The organism is Streptomyces lasiicapitis (assembly GCF_014646335.1).
In the GTDB taxonomy this organism is placed as follows: Bacteria; Actinomycetota; Actinomycetes; order Streptomycetales; family Streptomycetaceae; genus Streptomyces; species Streptomyces lasiicapitis.
Map to the genome: position 1 here is coordinate 1 of NZ_BMNG01000004.1, position 20420 is coordinate 20420.

Annotated in this window: 17 protein-coding genes and 1 pseudogene; 11 read left to right on the forward strand and 7 right to left on the reverse strand. The window is 73.8% G+C overall.

Annotated elements, in window-relative coordinates; all coding sequences use genetic code 11:
- Positions 1-205, forward strand: a pseudogene (locus IEY91_RS08555) (M56 family peptidase); the annotation flags it as partial.
- Between the two features lie 37 nt (positions 206-242).
- Here IEY91_RS08555 and IEY91_RS08560 read toward each other — a convergent pair.
- Positions 243-698 (reverse strand): tellurite resistance TerB family protein, encoded by a 456-nt coding sequence (locus tag IEY91_RS08560; protein WP_189173501.1) that lies wholly within the window; start codon positions 696-698, stop codon positions 243-245.
- Positions 699-829: 131 nt separating this feature from the next.
- On the opposite strand from IEY91_RS08560, the gene IEY91_RS08565 reads away from it, so the two are divergent.
- Positions 830-1522, forward strand: coding sequence for a transcriptional regulator (locus tag IEY91_RS08565; protein ID WP_164326595.1), 693 nt, complete (start codon positions 830-832; stop codon positions 1520-1522).
- A gap of 48 nt (positions 1523-1570) precedes the next feature.
- On the opposite strand, the gene IEY91_RS08570 is transcribed toward IEY91_RS08565, so the two are convergent.
- Positions 1571-2296 carry a 4'-phosphopantetheinyl transferase family protein gene (locus IEY91_RS08570; protein WP_229696808.1) on the reverse strand — a complete coding sequence of 242 codons (726 nt, stop codon included), beginning with the start codon at positions 2294-2296 and terminating at the stop codon, positions 1571-1573.
- Between the two features lie 107 nt (positions 2297-2403).
- Between IEY91_RS08570 and IEY91_RS08575 the strand changes: the two genes are divergently transcribed.
- The 4 genes from IEY91_RS08575 (at position 2404) to IEY91_RS08590 (ending at position 7290) form a co-directional block, all read left to right on the forward strand.
- On the forward strand, positions 2404-3030 hold the full coding sequence (locus IEY91_RS08575) for a YigZ family protein (RefSeq protein WP_189173502.1): 627 nt from the start codon (positions 2404-2406) through the stop codon (positions 3028-3030).
- Positions 3031-3114: 84 nt separating this feature from the next.
- Positions 3115-5499, forward strand: a complete 2385-nt coding sequence (locus IEY91_RS08580) for an FHA domain-containing protein (RefSeq protein WP_189173503.1) — start codon at positions 3115-3117, stop codon at positions 5497-5499.
- Between the two features lie 43 nt (positions 5500-5542).
- On the forward strand, positions 5543-6271 hold the full coding sequence (locus IEY91_RS08585) for a hypothetical protein (RefSeq protein ID WP_189173504.1): 729 nt from the start codon (positions 5543-5545) through the stop codon (positions 6269-6271).
- Positions 6271-7290, forward strand: coding sequence for a serine/threonine-protein kinase (locus IEY91_RS08590; RefSeq protein WP_189173505.1), 1020 nt, complete (start codon positions 6271-6273; stop codon positions 7288-7290). Before IEY91_RS08585 ends, IEY91_RS08590 begins: the two co-directional genes overlap by 1 nt.
- 45 nt (positions 7291-7335) lie before the next feature.
- Here the strand turns inward: IEY91_RS08590 and IEY91_RS08595 are convergent, their stop codons facing one another.
- Positions 7336-8604: a streptophobe family protein gene (locus tag IEY91_RS08595; protein ID WP_189173506.1), complete on the reverse strand. Its 1269-nt coding sequence runs from the start codon at positions 8602-8604 to the stop codon at positions 7336-7338.
- 197 nt (positions 8605-8801) lie between these two features.
- Between IEY91_RS08595 and IEY91_RS08600 the strand changes: the two genes are divergently transcribed.
- The 3 genes from IEY91_RS08600 to IEY91_RS08610 all read left to right on the forward strand — a co-directional run bounded on the left by IEY91_RS08600 (position 8802) and on the right by IEY91_RS08610 (position 14311).
- On the forward strand, positions 8802-9992 hold the full coding sequence (locus IEY91_RS08600; protein WP_189173507.1) for a DUF6777 domain-containing protein: 1191 nt from the start codon (positions 8802-8804) through the stop codon (positions 9990-9992).
- Positions 9993-10118: 126 nt separating this feature from the next.
- Positions 10119-11297 (forward strand): exonuclease SbcCD subunit D, encoded by a 1179-nt coding sequence (locus tag IEY91_RS08605; RefSeq protein ID WP_164326602.1) that lies wholly within the window; start codon positions 10119-10121, stop codon positions 11295-11297.
- The gene (locus IEY91_RS08610) at positions 11294-14311 is read left to right on the forward strand and encodes an AAA family ATPase (RefSeq protein ID WP_189173508.1); all 3018 of its coding nucleotides are present in this window, start codon (positions 11294-11296) and stop codon (positions 14309-14311) included. Before IEY91_RS08605 ends, IEY91_RS08610 begins: the two co-directional genes overlap by 4 nt.
- A 77-nt stretch (positions 14312-14388) precedes the next feature.
- Here the strand turns inward: IEY91_RS08610 and IEY91_RS08615 are convergent, their stop codons facing one another.
- On the reverse strand, positions 14389-14835 hold the full coding sequence (locus tag IEY91_RS08615; protein WP_164326604.1) for an Lrp/AsnC family transcriptional regulator: 447 nt from the start codon (positions 14833-14835) through the stop codon (positions 14389-14391).
- A 94-nt stretch (positions 14836-14929) separates the two neighbouring features.
- On the opposite strand from IEY91_RS08615, the gene IEY91_RS08620 reads away from it, so the two are divergent.
- Complete coding sequence (locus tag IEY91_RS08620) at positions 14930-15508, forward strand: rhodanese-like domain-containing protein (protein WP_189173509.1); 579 nt, start codon at positions 14930-14932, stop codon at positions 15506-15508.
- A gap of 19 nt (positions 15509-15527) precedes the next feature.
- On the opposite strand, the gene IEY91_RS08625 is transcribed toward IEY91_RS08620, so the two are convergent.
- The gene (locus IEY91_RS08625; RefSeq protein ID WP_164326606.1) at positions 15528-15905 is read right to left on the reverse strand and encodes a nuclear transport factor 2 family protein; all 378 of its coding nucleotides are present in this window, start codon (positions 15903-15905) and stop codon (positions 15528-15530) included.
- Between the two features lie 114 nt (positions 15906-16019).
- On the opposite strand from IEY91_RS08625, the gene IEY91_RS08630 reads away from it, so the two are divergent.
- Positions 16020-16865 carry an SDR family oxidoreductase gene (locus IEY91_RS08630; protein WP_189173510.1) on the forward strand — a complete coding sequence of 282 codons (846 nt, stop codon included), beginning with the start codon at positions 16020-16022 and terminating at the stop codon, positions 16863-16865.
- A gap of 66 nt (positions 16866-16931) precedes the next feature.
- Here IEY91_RS08630 and IEY91_RS08635 read toward each other — a convergent pair whose 3' ends face one another.
- Both IEY91_RS08635 and IEY91_RS08640 read right to left on the reverse strand, forming a co-directional pair.
- Entirely contained in the window at positions 16932-18644 is a 1713-nt protein-coding gene (locus IEY91_RS08635; protein WP_189173511.1) for a DUF885 domain-containing protein, read from the reverse strand.
- Positions 18645-18819: 175 nt separating this feature from the next.
- Positions 18820-20262 (reverse strand): GNAT family N-acetyltransferase, encoded by a 1443-nt coding sequence (locus IEY91_RS08640; RefSeq protein WP_189173512.1) that lies wholly within the window; start codon positions 20260-20262, stop codon positions 18820-18822.
- Positions 20263-20420 lie beyond the last annotated feature (158 nt).

Here is a 20420-nt window from a genome sequence, read left to right on the forward strand (position 1 = left end):
GGGCCTCGCCGCGGCGGGCCCCGTGCCGCGCCGCGTCGCGGCCCTGCTCGGCCCGGCGCCCGCGGCCCGCACCAGGCCCCCGCTGTTCACGGCGGTGGGCCTGGCGCTCTGGGGCGCCGCGTGCGGCACCGCCGTGTCCGCGATGTCCTCGGCGAACGCGGCGGTGACGATGGTGCTTGTCCTGCGGGCGGCCACCCCGCTGTGACGTGCGGGTGACCGCGGCGGTCAGGGACCGAAGGCCGTCAGAGGTCGAACTCGTGCGGCGGCAGGTCGAGCGCGAAGCACGCCTCCCGCACCACGGCCTGCTCGTCCTTGTCGAAGTCGCCGTCGGCGCCGCCGATGACGATGCCGATCTGGATCACCGCGCGCGCCTCGGCCGGCTTCTTCTTGGCCTTCGCGACCTCCTGCAACACGCTCACCTTGCCGAACGCGAAGTCGGCCGTCAGCTTGTCCACGTACGCGTCGAAGCGGCGCCGCAGGTCGTCCGCGGCGAAGTTCTGCAGCACCCCGTTGGTGGCGATCAGCTGCGCGACGCGCTGGCGCTCGGCGGCGTCCACGGTGCCGTCGGCGGCCGCGACAAGGGCGCACATCGCCATGCTGGAGTCGCGGAAGGCCCCGCTCGTGAGGTCGTTCTTCTTCGCCGTCAGCTGCGCCTGCATCGTCGACGCGGATTCCTTCAAGCGGTCCCACAGGGCCATGGAAAAACTCCATCAGTTGGTGCGTGCGGTTGTTGCCCGCAAGTTTCTACAGCACTGTAGAAACTACATCGTCGGAAGCACCCGGACCAAAAAGCACCCAAAGGTTCCGTACGTACGGAAAGGTTGCCCCCATGGCACCGACGCCCCGCGAACAGCCGGACGGCACGGCACGCGCGCTCCTTGAGGGCGCGACGACCGAGCTCGCGCCGAAGCCGCACGCCAACCCCCTGGTCCCGCTCGTCGCCGACGGCCGCGCCGACCGGCGGGCGCTCGCCGCGCTCGCCCAGGAGCAGTGCCGGGTCATCCCGGCCGACCGCCGGTCCTTCCTGCATCTGGCCGGCCGCTCCGGCGACGCGGGCCTGGCCGCGTGCGCCGCCTTCTTCGGCACGCTCGCCGAGGGCGAGGGAGTGGCGCTCGACCGGCTCGGCCCGCTGCTCACGGCCTGCGAGGTGAGCGCGGAGCGGGCCGCCGCGTACGACCCCATGGCGGGCTGCCAGGCCTATCCGGCGTACGTCGCGTGGCTGGCGCTGAACGCCGAACCGGCCGACGCGGTGCTCGCCCTGACCGCCAACTTCGCGGCGTGGGGCGGCTATTGCGGCACGATCGCGGGCGCGCTGCGCACGCACTACGGCTTCTCGGAGGAGGCCTGCGGCTTCTTCGACTTCTTCGCCGAACCCGCGCCGGACGTCGACCGCGCGGGCCTCGCCGCGCTCCAGGAGGGCATCGACCGGCAATGCCTCACGCCCCCGACGGCGCTGCGGCAGGGGCGGCTGCTCCAGGACTACGAGGAGATGTTCTGGGGGACTCTGGCCGGTCTCGCGTGAGCCGCCGGGCCGGACCGGGTGAGGGGCCGCCGGACTGAGTGAGGGGCCCTACTCCGCCCCGCCCTGCTCCGCCCGCAGCACGATCGCCGTCACGGCGATCCCGTCCCGCACCAGCCACGTGCCGGAGAACCCCGTGAGCTCGGCGCCCGCGACGACGGGCCCCTCCACCAGGAGCTTCGCCGAGAACGTGCCGTCGGGCCGGATGTCCAGGTGCGCGTCCTCGAAGCCGAGCCAGCGCTGGGTGAGCGGGAACCATGCCTTGTAGACGGTCTCCTTGGCGCTGAACAGGAGACGGTCCCACGGCACGCCGGGGTGGTCGACGGCGAGCGCGGCCAGCGCCGCACGCTCCTTCTCGTCGCTGACCAGTTCCAGGACGCCGGGGTCCGACAGCGGCTCGGCGGGCTCCGCGTCGACGCCGAGCGAGGTGACGGCGGCGGGGCGGGCGACGACCGCGGCGCGGTAGCCCAGGCAGTGCGTCATGCTGCCGACGACTTCTGCGGGCCACAGCGGCTCGCCCTTGTCGCCGCGGAGGATGGGCGCGGGCGGCACGTCGATGCGGGCGAGCGCGATGCGGGCGCAGTGCCGCGCGGTGGCGAACTCGCGCTGCCGCTTGGCCACCGCCTTCGCCACGTACGCGGCCTCTTCGGGGTAGAGGTAGGCGTCGGCCGGGTCCTCGCGGGTCTCGGCCACGAAGACGGGCTCCCCGGCCAGGAGCGTGCCCAATATGGCGGTCTCGCCGGACAGTTCGCCGGTGGCCTTCGAAGGTGACGTCACGGTCGATCACTTTACCGGCGGGCCGCGCGGCGCGGTCCCCGAGGCCCCGCCCTGCCCCGTACCCCGGGGGCAACGGCCCAGGTGAGCCGAGCGCATAGGGTGGCCTGATGCCCGACGAGTACCGCACAGTGGCCCGCGAGGGCGTGCACGAGACCGAGGTCAACCGCTCGCGCTTCCTGTGCGCGCTCGCGCCCGCCGCCACCGAGCGGGAGGCCCAGGACTTCGTCGCCCGCGTCCGCAAGGAGCACCCGACGGCCTCGCACAACTGCTTCGCGTACGTCATCGGCGCCGAGGCCTCCGTGCAGAAGGCGAGCGACGACGGCGAACCGGGCGGCACCGCGGGCGTCCCCATGCTCCAGATGCTGCTCCGCCGCGACATGCGGTACGTCGTCGCCGTCGTGACCCGCTACTACGGAGGCGTCAAGCTCGGCGCGGGCGGCCTGATCAGGGCCTACGGAGGAGCGGTCGGCGAGGCGCTCGACGCGGTCGGCACCCTGACCCGCAAGCGGTTCCGGCTCGCCACCGTCACCGTCGACCACCAGCGCGCGGGCAAGATCCAGAACGATCTGCGGTCGGCGGGGCGCGAGGTGCGCGACGTGCGGTACGGGGACGCGGTGACCATCGAGATCGGCCTTCCGGACGCCGACGTGGCGGCCTTCACGGCGTGGCTCGCGGACGCCACGGCGGGCAGCGCGGTGTTCGAGCTCGGGGGAGAGGCGTACGGGGACGCCTAACGCCGGGCGGGTCCGACCCCAGGCATGAACAGTGCTGGGCCTGAGCCCAGGCGTGAACGTGTGCGAATAGGTAGAATTCGGGGCATGGGAGAGCGGCCCGGAGTGCCGACTGCGCCCGAACTCGTCCTCGAGACCGACACCGGCTCCACGGTGATGAGTCCGAGCCGGGACTATCACGTCGGCCGCGACCCGCTGAGCGACATCGTCATCGACGACGCCCGCGTGTCCTGGCACCACGCCGTCCTGCACGCCGAGCTCGACCACTGGACGATCGAGGACGAGCACAGCACGAACGGCACGTACGCCGACGGACACCGTGTCCAGGAGTGGGGCGTCGGACCCGGCAGCGTCCTGCGCTTCGGCAACGCCACGGACGGCCCGCGCGCCGTGCTCGTCGGCCACGAGCCCCCCGCGCCCCCGGCGCCCGCCGCCCCCGAGCGCCCCTCCGCCGTCCGCACGCCCTCGGCCACCGGCACCTTCCGGCAGCCGACGAGCGTACGCCCGCTGCCCGCCCGCACCGTCCGCATCGGCCGCGCCGCCGACAACGACCTGGTCATCGACGACCTGGTCGTCTCACGCCGCCACGCGGAGCTGCGCTACCTCGCGGACGCCACGTACGAGATCGTGGACCTCGGCAGCCACAACGGCACCTACCTCAACGGCCAGCCGGTCGCCCGCGCCCCCGTCCTGCCCGGGGACATCGTCGGCGTCGGCCACCGCGCGTACTGCCTCGTCGGCGACGAGCTGCAGGAGTACGTCGACACGGGCGAGGTGTCGCTCGACGTGCAGGAGCTGACCGTCGCCGTCGACCGGGGCCGCAAGACGCTCCTCGACCGGATCTCGTTCCCCGTCGGCGAGAAGTGCCTGCTCGCCGTCGTCGGACCCAGCGGCGCGGGGAAGTCCACCCTCCTCAACGCCCTCACCGGCCAGCGTCCCGCCGACGGCGGCACCGTCCTCTACGACGGCCGCGACCTCTACCGCGACTACGCCGAACTGCGCCAGCGCATCGGACTCGTACCGCAGGACGACATCCTGCACGCGCAGCTCACCGTGCGCAGGGCTCTCGGATACGCCGCCGAACTGCGCTTCCCCCAGGACACCGAGAAGGCCGAACGCCGGGCCAGGGTGGATGAGGTCATCCGTGAACTCGGCCTGGAACAGCGCGTCGACCAGCCCATCCACAGCCTCTCCGGCGGCCAGCGCAAGCGCGTCAGCGTCGCCCTCGAACTGCTCACGAAGCCGTCGCTGCTCTTCCTCGACGAGCCGACGTCCGGGCTCGACCCCGGCATGGACCGCTCGGTGATGCACATGCTGCGCGGCCTCGCCGACGACGGCCGGACCGTCATCGTCGTCACGCACAGCGTGCTCAGCCTCGACGTGTGCGACCGGCTCCTCGTGCTCGCGGCGGGCGGCAGGATCGCCTACTACGGGCCGCCGCAGGACTCGCTCCCGTTCTTCGGCTACGACCAGTGGCCCGAGGCGTTCGAGGCCTTCGAGGGGGACCGCGAGCGGGACTGGGCGGGGGACTACCGGCAGTCGCCGTTCCACCAGCAGTACATCGTCAACTCCTCGGCGCAGCCGTATCTCCAGCCGCCGGGCGGCGCGGGCCAGAGCGGGGCGGGTGCGGCCGTCACCTTCGCGCCGCCGCCGAAGGCGCAGAGCTGGGGCTCCCAACTGCGCACCCTGGTGCGGCGGTACGCGGCCGCCCTCGGCGCGGACCGCACGTTCCTCGCCATCATGATCGCGCTGCCGTTCGTGATGGGCGCCATGGCCCGCGCGCTCGCCGGGAGCAGGCTGACGCAGGAGACGGCGATGAACGCGCTGCTCATCCTCTGCGTCGGCGGAGTCCTGACCGGCGCCGCCAACGCCGTACGGGAGCTGGTCAAGGAGCGCGTGATCTACCAGCGCGAACGGGCCGTGGGGCTCTCCAGATCGGCGTACCTGATGTCCAAGGTCGTCGTCCTCGGCACCATCACCGTGCTGCAGGCCGTCGTGCTGACCTTGGTGGCCCTGCTCGGCGTCGACCTCAACGCGCCCGCGGGCGCGGGAGTGCTGTTGCCGCCGCTGGTCGAGATCACCTTGGCGGTGGCCCTGCTTGCCTTCACGGCCATGATGCTCGGGCTTCTCGTCTCGGCCCTGGTGCGCAAGGAGGAGGTGACGATGCCGTTGCTCGTGCTCCTCGCCATCGTCCAAGTGGTGTTCTGCGGCGCGCTCCTGAAGCTCCACGGCGTGCCCGGCGTCGAGCAGCTGGCGTGGCTCGTGCCCTCGCGGTGGGCGCTCGGCGCGATGGCGGGGACCATCGGCCTCGGCAGGATCGTCCCGGGCGAGCTGACGGCCGACCCGCTGTTCCGGCACTCCACGGGGGTCTGGCTGCTCAACATGGGCATGCTCGTGGCCCTCTCGGTCGTCTTCGGATACGCGGTCGCCAGGCTGCTGCGACGGCACGAACCCGCGGTCATGCGGAAGTAGCGAACGGCGAGCAGGAAGCGAACGGCGAGCAGGAGCGGACGAGATGACCACTGCGGACTTCCGGCCCACACATGTCGTCCCCCAGGACGGGCTGCCCGCCTGGGAGGCGCCGGACGCGAACCGTCCGACGACGCCGCTCGACGCGCTGCTGCCCGTGCAACTGCTCGACCGGCTCGGCGACTGGGGCCGGATCGTCTGCGCCAACGGCTGGTCGGCCTGGGTCGACGGCCGCCTCCTGGTCGCCGTCCCCCACGATCCACCGGCCGCGGGCCACCCCCTGACCCGCACGGCGGACCCGCGCCCGCTCCTGGCGAGGTCCGAGGACGCCCTGGTCCGCTACCGCCGCGCGGCCGAGGAACTCGCGGGCGGCACGACGGACGGCGAGTCCTTCCACCGCCGGACCCGGGGACTGCGCGTCGGCATGATCGTGGACGGCGAGTCGATGTGGCTCTACGACGCCGAACACGAGCGGTGGGTCTTCTGCGACGGGACCCGGCTCAGTACGTACGCGGCGGGGGAGGGGCCGAGCGTCGACGGCGACGGGCCTGCCGCGGGGCCGGAGCCGACGCAGGTGGTCCCGGCCGTGGCGGATCCGGGCCCGGCGCGTGCTCCGTACGGCGAAGGGGCCGCCCCCGACCCGTACGGCCAAGGCAGCACCCCCGACCCGTACGGCCGAGGCGGCACCCCCGACCCGTACGGAGAAGACGCCACCCGCCGCATCCCGCCCGTCACGGTCGACCCCGACCCGCGGGCCCGGCCCGGTGACGCCTGATGGGGACCGCGCCGCGCGACGCGCCGTCGAGCCGCGGTTCGCACTCCGGGCGGCCCTCCGAGCTGCTCGGGAAGCAGATCGCGGGTTACCGGGTCGAGAGCGAGATCGGGCGTGGCGGGATGGCCGTGGTCTATCGGGCCAAGGATCTGCGCCTGGACCGGACCGTCGCCCTGAAGCTGCTCGCGCCCGAGCTGGCGCGCAACGACACCTTCCGGCAGCGCTTCACGCACGAGTCGCGCGTGGCCGCCGCGATCGAGCATCCGCACATCGTGCCGGTCTTCGAGGCGGGCGAGACCGACGGCGTGCTGTACATCGCCATGCGCTACGTCTCCGGGCTCGACCTGCGCCACCTGCTCGACCGCTCGGGTCCGCTGCCCGTCGGCGCCGCCCTGCGCATCGCCGCGCAGGTCGCGTCCGCGCTCGACGCGGCCCACGATCACGGCCTGGTCCACCGCGACGTCAAACCCGGCAACATCCTGGTGGCCAAGGGCACGGACAGCGAGCACCCGGAGCACGTCTACCTCACGGACTTCGGCCTGACGAAGAAGTCCCTGTCGCTGACCGGGTTCACGACGGTGGGCCAGTTCGTCGGGACCCTCGACTACGTGGCGCCGGAGCAGATCTCGGGGCGCCCCGTGGACGGCAGGTGCGACGTCTACAGCCTCGCCTGCGTCGTCCACGAGACCATGGCCGGAGGGCCGCCCTTCCAGCGCGACGACGACATGGCGCTGCTGTGGGCGCATCAGTACGACCAGCCGCCCCGCCTGACCGAGAAGCGCCCCGGCGTCCCCGAAGCCCTCGACGGAGTCCTCGCGAAGGCGCTGGCCAAGAGCCCGGACGACCGGTACGACTCCTGCCTGGAGTTCGCGTCCGCGTTGCGTGCCGCCGCGACGGGTGGCGTGCGGGGGCACCCTCCGACACAGGTGGACGCCCAGGTCGTGGGAGCCTCCGCCGACCCGGGAGCGCCTCCGGAGCCGCCTCGCTGGGCGCTGCCGGTCTATCGGCGGTTGCCGGGCTGAGGGCCTCGTGGCCCGCGCCCCTTTGGAGTGCTCTCCACCTCGCCCCTACGGAGCGCTCTCCACCTCGCCATGCCGGTGGACCCGCCGCGCGAGCAGGCCGCCGATGAACCCGGCGACCAGGCCCCAGGCCACGGCGAGGACCAGCGCCGTCCCCAGGTGCGGCCGCAGGTCCACGACTCCGGACAGGCCGCCGCCGAGGTCCCCGATGCCAAGGAGCGAAAGGCCCGCGTGGGCGGAGACACGCGCGAGCAGGCAGACGGCGAGGACCGTGAGGGCCATCGCCACCGCCATGTGCACGGCGTGCTGCCAGGCCCGCATCCGGGCCGGCGAGCGCGCCGCCATCAGGAACGCGGCGCCCAGCACCATGACCGCCGCGACGACCAGCAGCCACCACACCTTGCCGTCGTGCTCGGAGAGCGTCCGCACGCTGAGCGTGGAGACGTCGGGAGTACGCAGCACCTCGTCGAGCACGCGCGGCATGGGCAGCCCGAACGGCCCGTCCACGCGGCCCTCCCAGGACGCGCCGAGCCCGAGGGTGAACGCGAGCCAGAGGAGGTTGGGCAGCCCGAGGAGCAGCACCGCGGCCGTCTCGGCGGCGTGCCCCCGCGTCGCCGCGACGACCACGCCGATGACGAGCCCCAGGGCGACGTACGCGAGCAGCAGGACCACCATGGCGTACGCCGCGGGACGCACCGACTCCTGGAAGCGCACCAGGCGTGCGGGGAGCGGCGCCCCGCGTGAGACAAGGAGTGCCAGGGCGAGCACGCCCGCAAGCCACAGCAGGCCGAACACGAGGGTCAGCGGCACATTCGTCTCGAAGCCGACCTTGGGCGTGGCTCCCAGCAGGTCGGTGATGTCGGACGCGGTCCCCTCGCCGAGGGAGATGGTGAACCGGTGGCGGGCCGGCAGTGCGAGGCCCACGAGGAGCAGGACCCACAGCAGCGCGATCCGGGCGGCCCAGCCGGTCAGTTCCCTGGTGTCGGCGACGGCCCGGTGCCGCAACGGCCTGAGGAATCCCGCGCCGAGGACCAGGGCTCCGGCCAGGGTGACCGAGAGAGGGACCACGGAGAGCCCCGCGTCCGTCTCGGCGATTCCCCCGGCGCCGCCGGTCAGCTCGATGGACCCGCCGACCGCCATCAGGACGACCGCCGCGACGACGCCGCCGAACGCGCCGTCGGGCAGGTCCCCGGCCCCGGCGGCCCACAGGCCGAGCGCGGCGACGACGACCATGGCCACCAGCGCGGCGAACACGGCGAGGAGGGCGTGGGGCCAGCCGTGGGGGGCTTGTCGGCCGGACGGTGTCTGGTGACTCACGTTGTCACGCTAAGCAGCCCCGCGTCGGCGCGCCCCTCGGGAGGGCCGACCGCGTCGGTTCGTGGACAGCCCGGAATCGGTACGCACAATGGCCGCGTAACGGAATAAGACGTACAGAACAGTGGAAAGCGTGACCAGATCCGTCCGTCACATCCCAAGCATCCGTACGTCGCACCCTACGCAGGGGAGAAGTCTTCGTGAGCGTCGAACCGCCGTCGTCAGGCCGCCCCACAGGACCTCCCTCCGGCCCGCTCTCGGGCCCTTCCCAGCCGGGCGCCACCCAGCCGGACGCGACTACGCCCAGTGCGACTCCGCCGGGCTCGACCCCGCCTGGTTCGACGCCGCCGCCCGGCGGTCCGCCGAGCGGCGGGGGCCCGGGCGGGGGACGACCGAACGAGCCCGACGAGAGCCCCGGAGGGAGCCCGGAGCCGGACCGCCCCTGGTGGAAGTCGGCGCCGCGCGTCGCGGTGATCGCCCTCGCCGTCGTGGCGGCCGTGGTGCTGACCGTCGTCCTCACCCGGCCCGACGACTCCGACGGCGGCTCGAAAGCCGAGGGCGAGGTCCTCCTCCAGCCCGCGGCGAAGTCGGGCCCCGACCCCTTCACCGCGTCGACGGCCCGGTACGACGACACCTCGCCGTCCCCGGCCGCCCTGCCGAGCTCCTCGGCGTCGGCCAACGTGACGCGCGGCGTCGACGGCGCCGCCCCCGGCCTCTACGGCGGGACGCGCAAGGTCGGAAGCTGCGACGTGGAGAAGCAGGTCGACGTACTCAAGAAGGACCCGGCGAAGAACAAGGCGTTCGCCTCGGTCCTCGACATCGACGCGTCCGCCGTCCCGGACTATCTGCGCGCGCTCACGCCCGTACAGCTGCGCATGGACACCCGCGTCACCAACCACGGCTACCGCGACGGCGCCCCCACCGCCTACCAGGCGGTCCTCCAGGCGGGCACCGCCGTGCTCGTCGACGACCGGGGCGTGCCGCGCGTGCGCTGCGCCTGCGGGAACCCGCTGCTGCCCCCCGTCGCGCAGAAGAGCACCCCGAAGCGGACGGGCGAGGCCTGGCCCGGGTACCAGTCGTCGAACGTCGTGGTCGTGGCGCCCGCCGCGCAGGTCGTGAACGTGTTCGTCATGTACGACCCGAAGAGCGGCGAGTGGTTCGAGCGGGACAAGGGCGACACGGGCGGCGGCGACAAGGAGACGGAGCCGCCTGCCGACCAGCCGTCCGCGTCCCCGTACCCGTCCACGTCCGTGTCCTCCTCCCCTTCGCCCTCCGCCAGTGAGTCGCCCTCGCCGTCCGCCTCGTCCTCGCCGTCGGCGCCCTCCTCGGAGCAGGAGCAGTCGCCCGCGTCCCGGCCCGCGGAGCCGCCGTCGGCGCCGGGGGCATATTGAGGTGGGTGATCGAGCAGGTGCCGAGAGGCGCTAGCGTGGTGGGTGCTGTCGGCGGGGCCCGTGCTGGGGCGGTCCTCGATCCGGGGCACAGGAGGGGTGAGCGAGCATGCGGGCCGGAGCGGCGTCTTGAGAATTCTGCACACGTCCGACTGGCATCTGGGCCGGTCGTTCCACCGCGTGAACATGCTCGACGCCCAGGCGGAGTTCATCGGCCACCTCGTCGCCACGGCCCGTGAGCGCGAGGCGGACGCCGTCGTCGTGTCCGGGGACGTGTACGACAGGGCGGTGCCGCCGCTCGCCGCCGTCGAGCTGTTCGACGACGCCCTGCACCGGCTCGCGGACCTCGGCGTCCCGACGGTGATGATCTCCGGCAACCACGACTCGGCGCGCCGCCTCGGCGTCGGCGCCGGGCTCATCGACCGGGCGGGCATCCACCTGCGCACCGCGCCCGCCGCCTGCGGAGAGCCCGTGGTCCTCGCGGACGCGCACGGGGACGTGGCGTTCTACGGCCTTCCCTATCTCGAACCGGCCCTGGTCAAGGGCGAGTTCGGGGTGGAGCGGGCGGGCCACGAGGCGGTGCTCGGCGCCGCCATGGAGCGGGTGCGCGCCGACCTTGCCGCCCGCACGCCGGGCACCCGTTCCGTCGTCCTCGCCCACGCCTTCGTCACCGGCGGCGAGGCCAGCGACAGCGAGCGGGACATCACCATCGGCGGGGTGGCCGCCGTGCCCTCCGGGGTCTTCGACGGCGTCGACTATGTGGCGCTCGGCCACCTGCACGGCAGCCAGGCCATCAGCGAGCGCGTGCGCTACAGCGGCTCCCCGCTGCCGTACTCGTTCTCGGAGTCCGCGCACCGCAAGAGCATGTGGCTCGTCGACCTCGGAGCGGCGGGGGAGATCGAGGCCGAGCGGATCGACTGCCCGGTGCCGCGGCCGCTCGCCCGCGTCCGCGGAGACATCGAGACGCTGCTCGCCGACCCGGACCTCGCCCGCCACGAGGAGTCCTGGGTCGAGGCGACGCTCACCGACCCGGTGCGCCCCGACGACCCCATGGCCCGCCTCTGCGAGCGCTTCCCGCACACCCTCAGCCTCGTCTTCGACCCGGACCGCGCCCCCGAGGACCCGGACGTGTCGTACGCCCAGCGCCTCAAGGGCCGCGACGACCAGCAGATCGCGGAGGACTTCGTGACCCATGTGCGCGGCGCGGGCCCCGACGAGCGGGAACGGATCGTGCTGCGGGACGCGTTCGACGCCGTACGCACCGACGCTGTGCTCATTCAAGACGGGGTCCGCGAGGTGGCCCGATGAGGCTGCACCGGCTCCGGATCACCGCGTTCGGCCCCTTCGGCACCACCCAGGAGATCGACTTCGACGACCTCTCCGCCGCCGGGCTCTTCCTGCTGCACGGGCCGACCGGCGCGGGGAAGACCTCCGTCCTCGACGCGGTCTGCTACGGCCTGTACGGCTCGGTGCCGGGACCCCGGCAGGGCGGCGGGCAGGGGGCGACGCTGCGCAGCGACCACGCGCAGCCCGCCGCGCGCACCGAGGTGTGCCTCGAACTCACCGTCGCGGGGCGCCGGTTGGAGGTCACGCGGCAGCCGCCGTGGGAGCGCCCGAAGAAGCGCGGCACCGGCACGACCATGGAGAAGGCGCAGAGCTGGCTGCGGGAGTACGAGGCTGGGGGCGCCGACGGTGGTGGCGTCTGGAAGGACCTCTCCCGCTCCCACCAGGAGATCGGTGAGGAGATCACGCAGCTCCTCGGCATGAGCAAGGAGCAGTTCTGCCAGGTCGTGCTGTTGCCGCAGGGTGACTTCGCCCGGTTCCTGCGCGCCGACGCGGAGGCCCGCGGCAAGCTCCTGGGGCGGCTCTTCGACACGCGCCGGTTCGCCGCCGTCGAGCAGCGGCTCGCCGAGCAGCGCCGCGCCGCCGAGGCACGGGTGCGCGAGGGCGACGCGGACCTGCTCGCGGACGCCCACCGCATGCAGCAGGCGGCGGGCGCCGACGGCGCCGAACTTCCCCTGCCCGACGGCACCCCGGGCGACCCCGGGCTCGCCGACTCCGTGCTCGCCTGGGCGGCCGTTGCCCGCGCGGGCGCCCGCGAGCGCCTCACCATCGCCCGCAGCGCCCTCGCGCACGCGGAGTCCGGCCACGCGACGGCGAGCGCCGAGCTGGACGACGTACGCGAACTGGCCCGGCTCCAGCGGCGGTTCGCCGACGCCCAGGAGCGCGCCGCCCGCCTCGACGAGCGGGCCGACGACCACGAGCGTCTTGCCGCGCGCATGGAGAAGGCCCGCAAGGCGGAGACCGTCGCCCCCGCGCTCGCCCTGCGCGCAGACGCCGACGACGACCACCGCCGCGCCACGGCCGACGAGGCACGCGCGCGTGCGCAGCTCCCCGCGACGTACGCCGACGAAGGCGCCGCCGGGCTCGCGGGCGCCGCGCGCAAGGCCAGCGAGGAGCTGGGCGGCCTCGCCTCCGCCCGCCGCGCCGAGCACCGCCTCTCCGAACTCACCGCCCAGCGCGCCGACTTGGACCGCCAGGAGCGGGCCGACGACGAGCTTCTCCAGGAGGCCGCGGGCTGGCTCGCCGACTGGGACACCACCCGGACCCGGCTGCGCGACGGCATCGAGGCGGCCCAGGAGGCCACCACCCGCACCGAGCACCTGGCAGGGCGGCTCAAGACCGATCAGGAGAAGCTGGACGCGGCCCGCCGCCGCGACCGGCTCACCCAGGAGGCCGCCGCGGCCCAGGAGCGCCTGATCGCCGCCCGCGAGCACGCCAGTGCCGCCCACGAGCGCTGGCTCGGCCTCAAGGAGCAGCGCCTCGCGGACATCGCCGCCGAACTCGCCGCACACCTCGGCGACGGCGCCCCCTGCGCGGTCTGCGGCGCCACCGAACACCCCGCCCCCGCGCGGAAGTCCGCGGGCCATGTCGACCGTGCCACCGAAGAGGCCGCCCTCGCCGCCCACCAGCGCGCGGACGAGGCCCGCAGTGCCGCCGAGCGGGACCTCGGCACCGTACGGGAATCCCTCGCGGCCGCCACCGCCGCCGCGTCCGACACGCCGGCCGACGAACTCGCCGCAGCCGTCGAGGAGTTGCGGCGCGCCCACGCCGAGTCCCGTGACCTCGCGTCCGGCCTGCACGCCGCCCGCGAGGCGCTGGCGCGGGCGGAGCGGGAGCACGACCGCCGGGTCGCCGCCCAGCAGGAAGCGGCCCGCCGCGTCGAGTCCCGCGCCGCGATGCGCGACGCCCTCGCCGGTGAACAGGCAGGCCTGGAAGAGGAGTTGACCCGGGCGCGCGGCGCGTCCGCGAGCGTCGCCCAGCGCGCCGCACAACTGGAGCGCCAGACCGCCCTTCTCACCGAGGCCGCCGACGCCGCGCGCGCCGCCGACGAGTCGGCCCAGCGCCTCAAGGACGCCGACGCCCGGCTCGCCGACGCCGCCTTCCGCGCCGGATTCGACACGCCGTCCGCCGCGTCCGCGGCCCTGCTCGACGCCGCGGGCCACCGCGAGCTCCAGCACCGCATCGACGCCTGGCAGAACGAACAGGCCGCGGTCCGCGCGCTGCTGGCCGAGCCGGACGCGGCCGCCGCCGCGCAACGGCCCCCGGCGTCGCCCGCCGCGGCCGATGCCGCCGCGGAAGCGGCCGGTCGGCGGCTGCGCGCCGCCGGGTCCGCCTGCGACGCCGCCGCCCGGCGGTCCGCCGAACTCGACCGGCTCTCCGCCCGCTCGGCCACGGCCGCCCGGCGGCTCGCCCCGCTGCGCGAGACCCACGACCGCGTGGCCCGGCTCGCCACGCTGGCCGCCGGGACCTCCGCCGACAACGAACGCAGGATGCGCCTGGAGTCGTACGTCCTCGCGGCCCGCCTGGAACAGGTCGCCGCCGCGGCGACCGTCCGGCTGCGCCGTATGTCTTCGGGCCGCTACACCCTCGTCCACTCCGACGACCGCACCGGCCGCGGCCGCTCGGGCCTCGGCCTGCACGTCGTCGACGCCTGGACCGGCCGCGAGCGCGACACGGCGACGCTGTCCGGCGGCGAGACGTTCTTCGCCTCGCTCGCCCTCGCCCTCGGCCTCGCGGACGTCGTCACGGACGAGGCGGGCGGTGTGCGCCTCGACACGCTCTTCATCGACGAGGGCTTCGGCTCCCTCGACGACCAGACGCTCGACGAGGTCCTCGACGTCCTGGACTCGCTGCGCGAGCGGGACCGCAGCGTGGGCATCGTCAGCCATGTCGCAGACCTGCGGCGGCGGGTGCACGCGCAGTTGGAGGTCGTGAAGGGCAGGGCCGGGTCTGTGGTGCGGCAGCGGGGAGAGGGCTGAGCGCCGGGTCCCCTGGCGCGGCCGCCGGGCTCGTGCTGCGGGGGCGCCGGGCTCGCGGTGAGAAAGGGCGGGCGGCTTCACTGCCCCAAGGGGCGGCCCGTCAGCGGTGACGAGTAGACGACGCTGGTCGTCACCGACCCGAGGGCGCCGATCTTGCCGGAGACCTCCTCCAGGTGCTTCATCGAGCGCGCGGCGACCTTGATCACGAAACAGTCGTCGCCGGTGACGTGGTGCGCCTCCAGGATCTCCGGGGTCGTCTCGACCAGGTCGTGGAACGGCTTGTAGTTGCCGTTCGGATAGCGGAGCCGTACGAAGGCGAGCACCGGCAGGCCGAGGCGCTCCGGGTCGACCACGGCCGCGTACCCCTGGATGACGCCCGCCTCCTCCAGGCGCCGCACCCGCTCGGTGACGGCGCTCGCGGACATCGAGACGGCACGCGCCAGCTCGGCGTAACTGGCGCGGCCCTGCCGCTGCAGGACATCGAGGATGCGCCAGTCGGTGGCGTCCGTGGAATAAGCGGTCATGTCCGAGAGGAAACAGGGAAAACCCCGGCTGATCAAGAGGTGGACCGGGAATCGCCCCTTCAGGACCGCGGCGTGCGCGCATAGATTTTCAGCCATGAACACCATGACTTCGCAGAGCGCCACAAACGCCGTGAACAGCACGAACGCCGCGAACGGTGCGGGCGCCGAGAACACCGCGAGTGGCGCGACCTCCGCGACCCCCGCGACCTCCGCGAACTCAGTCCTCCGTGTCCCCCCGGCCGCCCCCGCCGCGGCCGCCGCCTACTTCGGCGCGAGCCTCGCCTTCCACGCGGACGTGTCCGACGTCGCCTCCGCGCTCGCCGCCGGCGGCGACCCCGGCTTCGTCGTCCTCGACTCCCGCTCCACCGAGTCCTGGGACCAGGGGCACGTCCCCGGCGCCGTGCACCTGCCCACCGCGCTCATCCCGAGCCAGGCCGAGCAACTCCTCGACAAGTCGGTCCCGGTCGTCACGTACTGCTGGGGCCCCGGCTGCAACGGCGCGACCCGCGCGGCCCTCGCCCTGGCCCAACTGGGCTTCCAGGTCAAGGAGATGCTCGGCGGCTTCGAGTACTGGGCCCGTGAGGGCTTCGCGTACGAGACGTGGGAGGGCTCCGACCGCCGCGCCGTCGACTTGCTGACGGCGCCCGAGGAGGGCGCGGACTGCGGCTGCTGAGGCGCGGCCCCGGCCCGCCTCACATCGGCTGCACGAAGTCGGCCCGCCACTTGGGCGACGGGTCGGAGCCGACTTCGCTCCAGTACTCGCGGCCCGCCACGATCCGCCCGTCCCACACCGTCCAGAACGACGCCACCCTGTGCACCCCCATGGTCTCGTGTTCCACCTCCACCTCGGAGACCACGGTGTCGCCGGCCGCGACGATCCGCAGCAGCCGGATCGACCAGCCCTCCGGATACTCCGCGTTCACGCGCAGGTAGTTGTCCCTGCCCACGATGCGCTCGGCGCTCACCGGCCATTCGACGACGACGTCCTCGGCAAGCAGCGCACGCACCCCCGTCCAGTCCCGTGCCCGCATGCGGTCCCACAACGCCGTGACGATCTCAGTAGGTGTCATGGCGGAAATCGTGGCAGGAGCCACTGACAACGGGCGCTCGCCCACTGCCAGTTGATCCCGTGCCCCCGGATAATCCCGTGCGCCGCGAGCCGCGAGTCCGCATCATGACCTGTCATGCCGAAACTTCCCCAGCCCACCGCCGCCGGACTCCGCCGCGATCCGCTGCCGTTGCGGGGGCGCACCGCCCTCGTCACCGGCGCGAGCCGCCGCGACGGCATCGGCCACGCCGTCGCCCGCCGTCTCGCCGCGTACGGGGCGAGCGTCTATCTGCACCACCACGTGCCGCACGACGCCGAGATGCCCTGGGGCGCCGACCGACCCGAGGACGTCGTCGCCTCCGTGCGCGAGGCGCTGGCCGACCCGGACGCGCGCGTCGCGCACGGACCGGCCGACCTCGCCGACGCGGAAGCGCCCGCCGAACTCGTCGCGGTGGCGGCCGAAGCACTCGGCGGACGCCTCGACATCCTCGTCGCCAACCACGCCCGCAGCGGCCGCGACGGCACCCTCGACGAGATCGACGCGGCGATGCTCGACGCCCACTGGGCCGTCGACACCCGCGCCGTGATCCTGCTCGTGCAGGCGTACGCGAGGCTGCGCGCCGGGCTGCCGCCGCGCACGCCCGGCGGGCGCGTCATGATGATGACGTCCGGCCAGGACATCGCGGGCGGCATGCCGGACGAACTGGCGTACGCACTGCAGAAGGGCGCCCTCGCCTCCGTGACCCGATCGCTCGCGACGGGGCTCGCCGACCTCGCCGTCACCGTGAACACGGTCAACCCCGGCCCCGTGGACACGGGCTACATGACGGGCGACGCGTACGAGGAGATCGCCGCCCTCTTCCCGGCGGGCCGCTGGGGCATGCCCGACGACCCGGCCCGCCTCATCGCGTGGCTCGCGACGGACGAAGCCGAGTGGATCACGGGGCAGGTCGTCAATTCGGAGGGCGGCATCAAGGGCTGACTCCAGGCCGGAGGCCGGGGGAGTGCGACGGGGCGGGGAGCCGAAGGAGCCCCCGCCCCACCCGCCTCACAACGCCGACAACTCGTCCACCAGATCGTCGAGCCCCAGCGACCCCTGCGACAGCGCCGCCATGTGCCAGGCCTTCGCGTCGAACGCGTCCCCGTGCCGCTGCCGCGCGTTCTCGCGGCCGAGCAGCCAGGCGCGCTCGCCGAGCTTGTAGCCGATGGCCTGGCCGGGCATCGTGAGGTAGCGCGTCATCTCGCTCTCCACGTAGTCCGCGGGCCGGCTGCAGTGCGCTCCGTAGAACTCCTGGGCCAGATCGACCGTCCACCGCTCGCCGGGATGGAACGGCGAGTCCGCAGGGATCTCCAGCTCCAGGTGCATGCCGATGTCGACGATGACCCGCAGCGCGCGCATCATCTGCGCGTCGAGGTAGCCGAGCCGCCGCTCGGGGTCGGTGAGGAAGCCGAGCTCGTCCATCAGGCGCTCCGCGTACAGCGCCCAGCCCTCCGCGTTGGCGCTGACGATGCCGACGGTGGCCTGATAGCGGGACAGGCTCTCGGCGACGTGCGCCCACTGCGCGATCTGCAGGTGGTGGCCGGGAACGCCCTCGTGGTACCAGGTCGAGACCAGGTCGTACACGGGGAAGCTGGTCTCGCCCATGGTGGGCAGCCAGGTCCTGCCGGGCCGCGAGAAGTCCTCGGAGGGCCCGGTGTAGTACGGGGCGGCCGCACCGCCGGGCGGGGCGATCCGCGACTCCACCTTCCGCACCCGCTCGGCGAGTTCGAAGTGCGTGCCGTCCAGCGCCTCGATCGCCTCGTCCATGAGGTCCTGCAGCCACTGCCGGGCCTCGTCGACGCCTTCGATTCGCGCACCGTGCTCGTCGACGTGCGCCAGCGCCACCCACGGCGTGGCGGCGCCCGGCAGGATCTTCTCCGCCTCGGCACGCATCTCGCCGAGCAGCCGGTGGTACTCGGCCCAGCCGTACGCGTACGCCTCGTCGAGGTCCAGGTCGGTGCCGTTGAAGTGGCGCGACATACGGGCGTACCGCTCGCGTCCCACCACGTCGGACGCGCCCTCGACGGCGGGCGCGTACACGTCCCGCATCCAGTCGCGCAGCGCCACCACCGCGCCGGTCGCCGCCTTCGCCGCCGCGTCGAGATCGGACCGCAGCGCCCGCGGTCCCTCCGCCGCGAACTCCTCGAACCAGCCGGGACCGCCCTCGACGCCCGCCCACTGCGTGAGCTGCTCGATGAACGTGGCCGTCGGCCGCGGCGGACCGAACAGCTCGCGCTCCAGGCCGAGTTCGAGGGAGGCGCGGTAGCCCTCGTACGCGGCGGGCACCGCCCGCAGCCGCTCGGCGATCGCCGCCCAGTCCTCGTCCGTCTCCATCGGCGTCAAGGTGAAGATCTCGCGCACCGCGTGCGGGCGCGTGTGCAGATTGCCGACGGCACGCAGGCCCTCGTCGGCGTCGTGCACGGCCAGCTCCGCCGTCAGCCGCTCGCGCAGCAGCCGCGCGCAGCGCCGCTCGACGTCGGAGTCGGCGCCCGGCCGCGTCTCCGCCTCGTCGAGCCGCGCCAGCGTGTCGCGCGCGAGCGCCGCGAGGGCGTCCAGGCCGGCGGGCGAGAGGTCGGGGAGCTTGCCGCTGCTCTCCCTGACGCCGAGTTCGGTGCCGATGACGGGGTCCAGGGCGATGAGCTCGTCGACGTACGCGTCGGCGACCTGGCGGGGCAGCGGCGCCGGGGCCGCGGCCGTGGGGGTGATCTTCGTGTCTGACATGCGGACATCCTGATACGAGACGGGGGCCCGCGTCGACCTTTTCCGGAACGGCCCGGCTTTCCCGGCACGGCCCGGTTTGCGCACGCCGGACGCCCGCGTTCTCCGCGCGGGAGGCGGGGGAACGCGGGCGCCGGAGGCATACCGGGAGCGTCGCCGAGATGCGGGCGGCTTCGGCCTACTGGTGGCGGGCGTACGGCGGTTGGGGCTGGACCGGTGTCGTGTCGAGGCGGGCCGTGATGACCAGGGTGCCCTCCTCGATCTGGAAGTCGAGGGGCAGATTCAGGCCGCGCATCGCGGCGACCATGCCGGTGTTGGACGACTGCGTCACCGCGTACACGCTCTCGCAGCCCGCCTCCATCGCCATCGTGACCAGACGGCCGAGCAGTTCGCCGCCGATGCCGCGGCGCTGCCAGTCGTCCTCGACGAGCAGCGCGATCTCCGTCTCGTCGCCGTCCCACAGCAGATGGCCGAGGCCGACGACGCGGCCTGAGGCCGTGCGGGCGGCGAGCGTACGGCCGAAGCGGGGGCTCAGGAGGTGGTTGAGGTAACGGTCGGCGTCGTTCACCGGGCCGTGGTAGCGCATGCTCAGGGTGCGCTTCGAGCAGCGGTCGTGCATGGCCTTGGCGGCCCGGACGTCGCCCGTGTCGGCGCGGCTGACCGTGATGTCGCTGCCCTCGGGGAGCGTCAGGACGTCCTGCCCGCGCGGGATGCGCGGGCCGAGCCGGGTGTCGAGCTCCACGAGCGCCCGCGCGCGGGCGAACTCCGTGGGGGTGAACGGGAGATAGGGGCGCTCGACCGTGATCACGCCGCCTTCGGGGGCCCGCAGCCGCAGCACGGTCCCTTCCAGCGCGCCCTCGACGGGCGCCGACTCCTCCGTGCGCGCGGGCAGCGAGCGGATGGTGCACCGGCCCAGCAACTGGCGCAGGGCGAGCGGCAGTTCCGCCGCGTCCAGGGCCGTGCGGGTGGCCAGGCCCAGGATGCGCGTCGGCGCGTCCACCAGGTCGTGCGCGTCGGCCCGCTCGATCCAGGTGCTGGAGCCGCCCGCCCGGGAGATCGTGCGCGTGAGGTCGGACGCGGGCAGCGCCGCCGGGGCCCGCAGCAGGAACTCGTCGACCGTGCCGTCGGCCAGCGGATGGGTCTGCAGGCTCAGGATGTCGACGCGGTCGTGCGCGAGCGCGGTGCACAACACGGCGAGCGAGCCCGGCTGGTCGCGCACGGTCGTCCGCATCCGCCACAGCGTCGTCGGCGCGCCCTGCGGGTCGGCCGCAGCGTCATCGGAGGCCGCATCTGGTGCTGCCTCGGCGGCGGATCCGGCCCGGTGCCCGGCCTCGTCCTCCGTCGGGGATGGCCGGCCGCCGGTATCGGACCCGTCGCCGCCCGGCGGCGCGTGCGTGTGGCGTCGTGCCCACCATGTGTGGAACCCGGCCGTGGCCACCAGGATCACGGCCGAGAGAAGGAGGAGCTCGGGCCCGTCGGGGCCGTGCCCCACGAGGTTCGCCACGGCGTCGGCCACGGCCACGGCCGTGAACAGCGCGGCGAGTTCGACGACATCCCGGCGCCAGTGGTGGGCCGGCCTGCCGTGCCTCTTGCGCGTCAGATCAGACATGTCAGCACTCATGCAGCCACTGTGACCGAAGGGTGTTGCGTGATCACGAACGGTTTGTGACTGATGGGTTAAGAGTGGTTCTGTCCGTTTCATTCTCTTTACTCACCCTGGTTGTCCGTCGCTGTCCCCCGTACGCCCGCAACGGTCCGCGCGGGTGCGGGCGGGCCCTG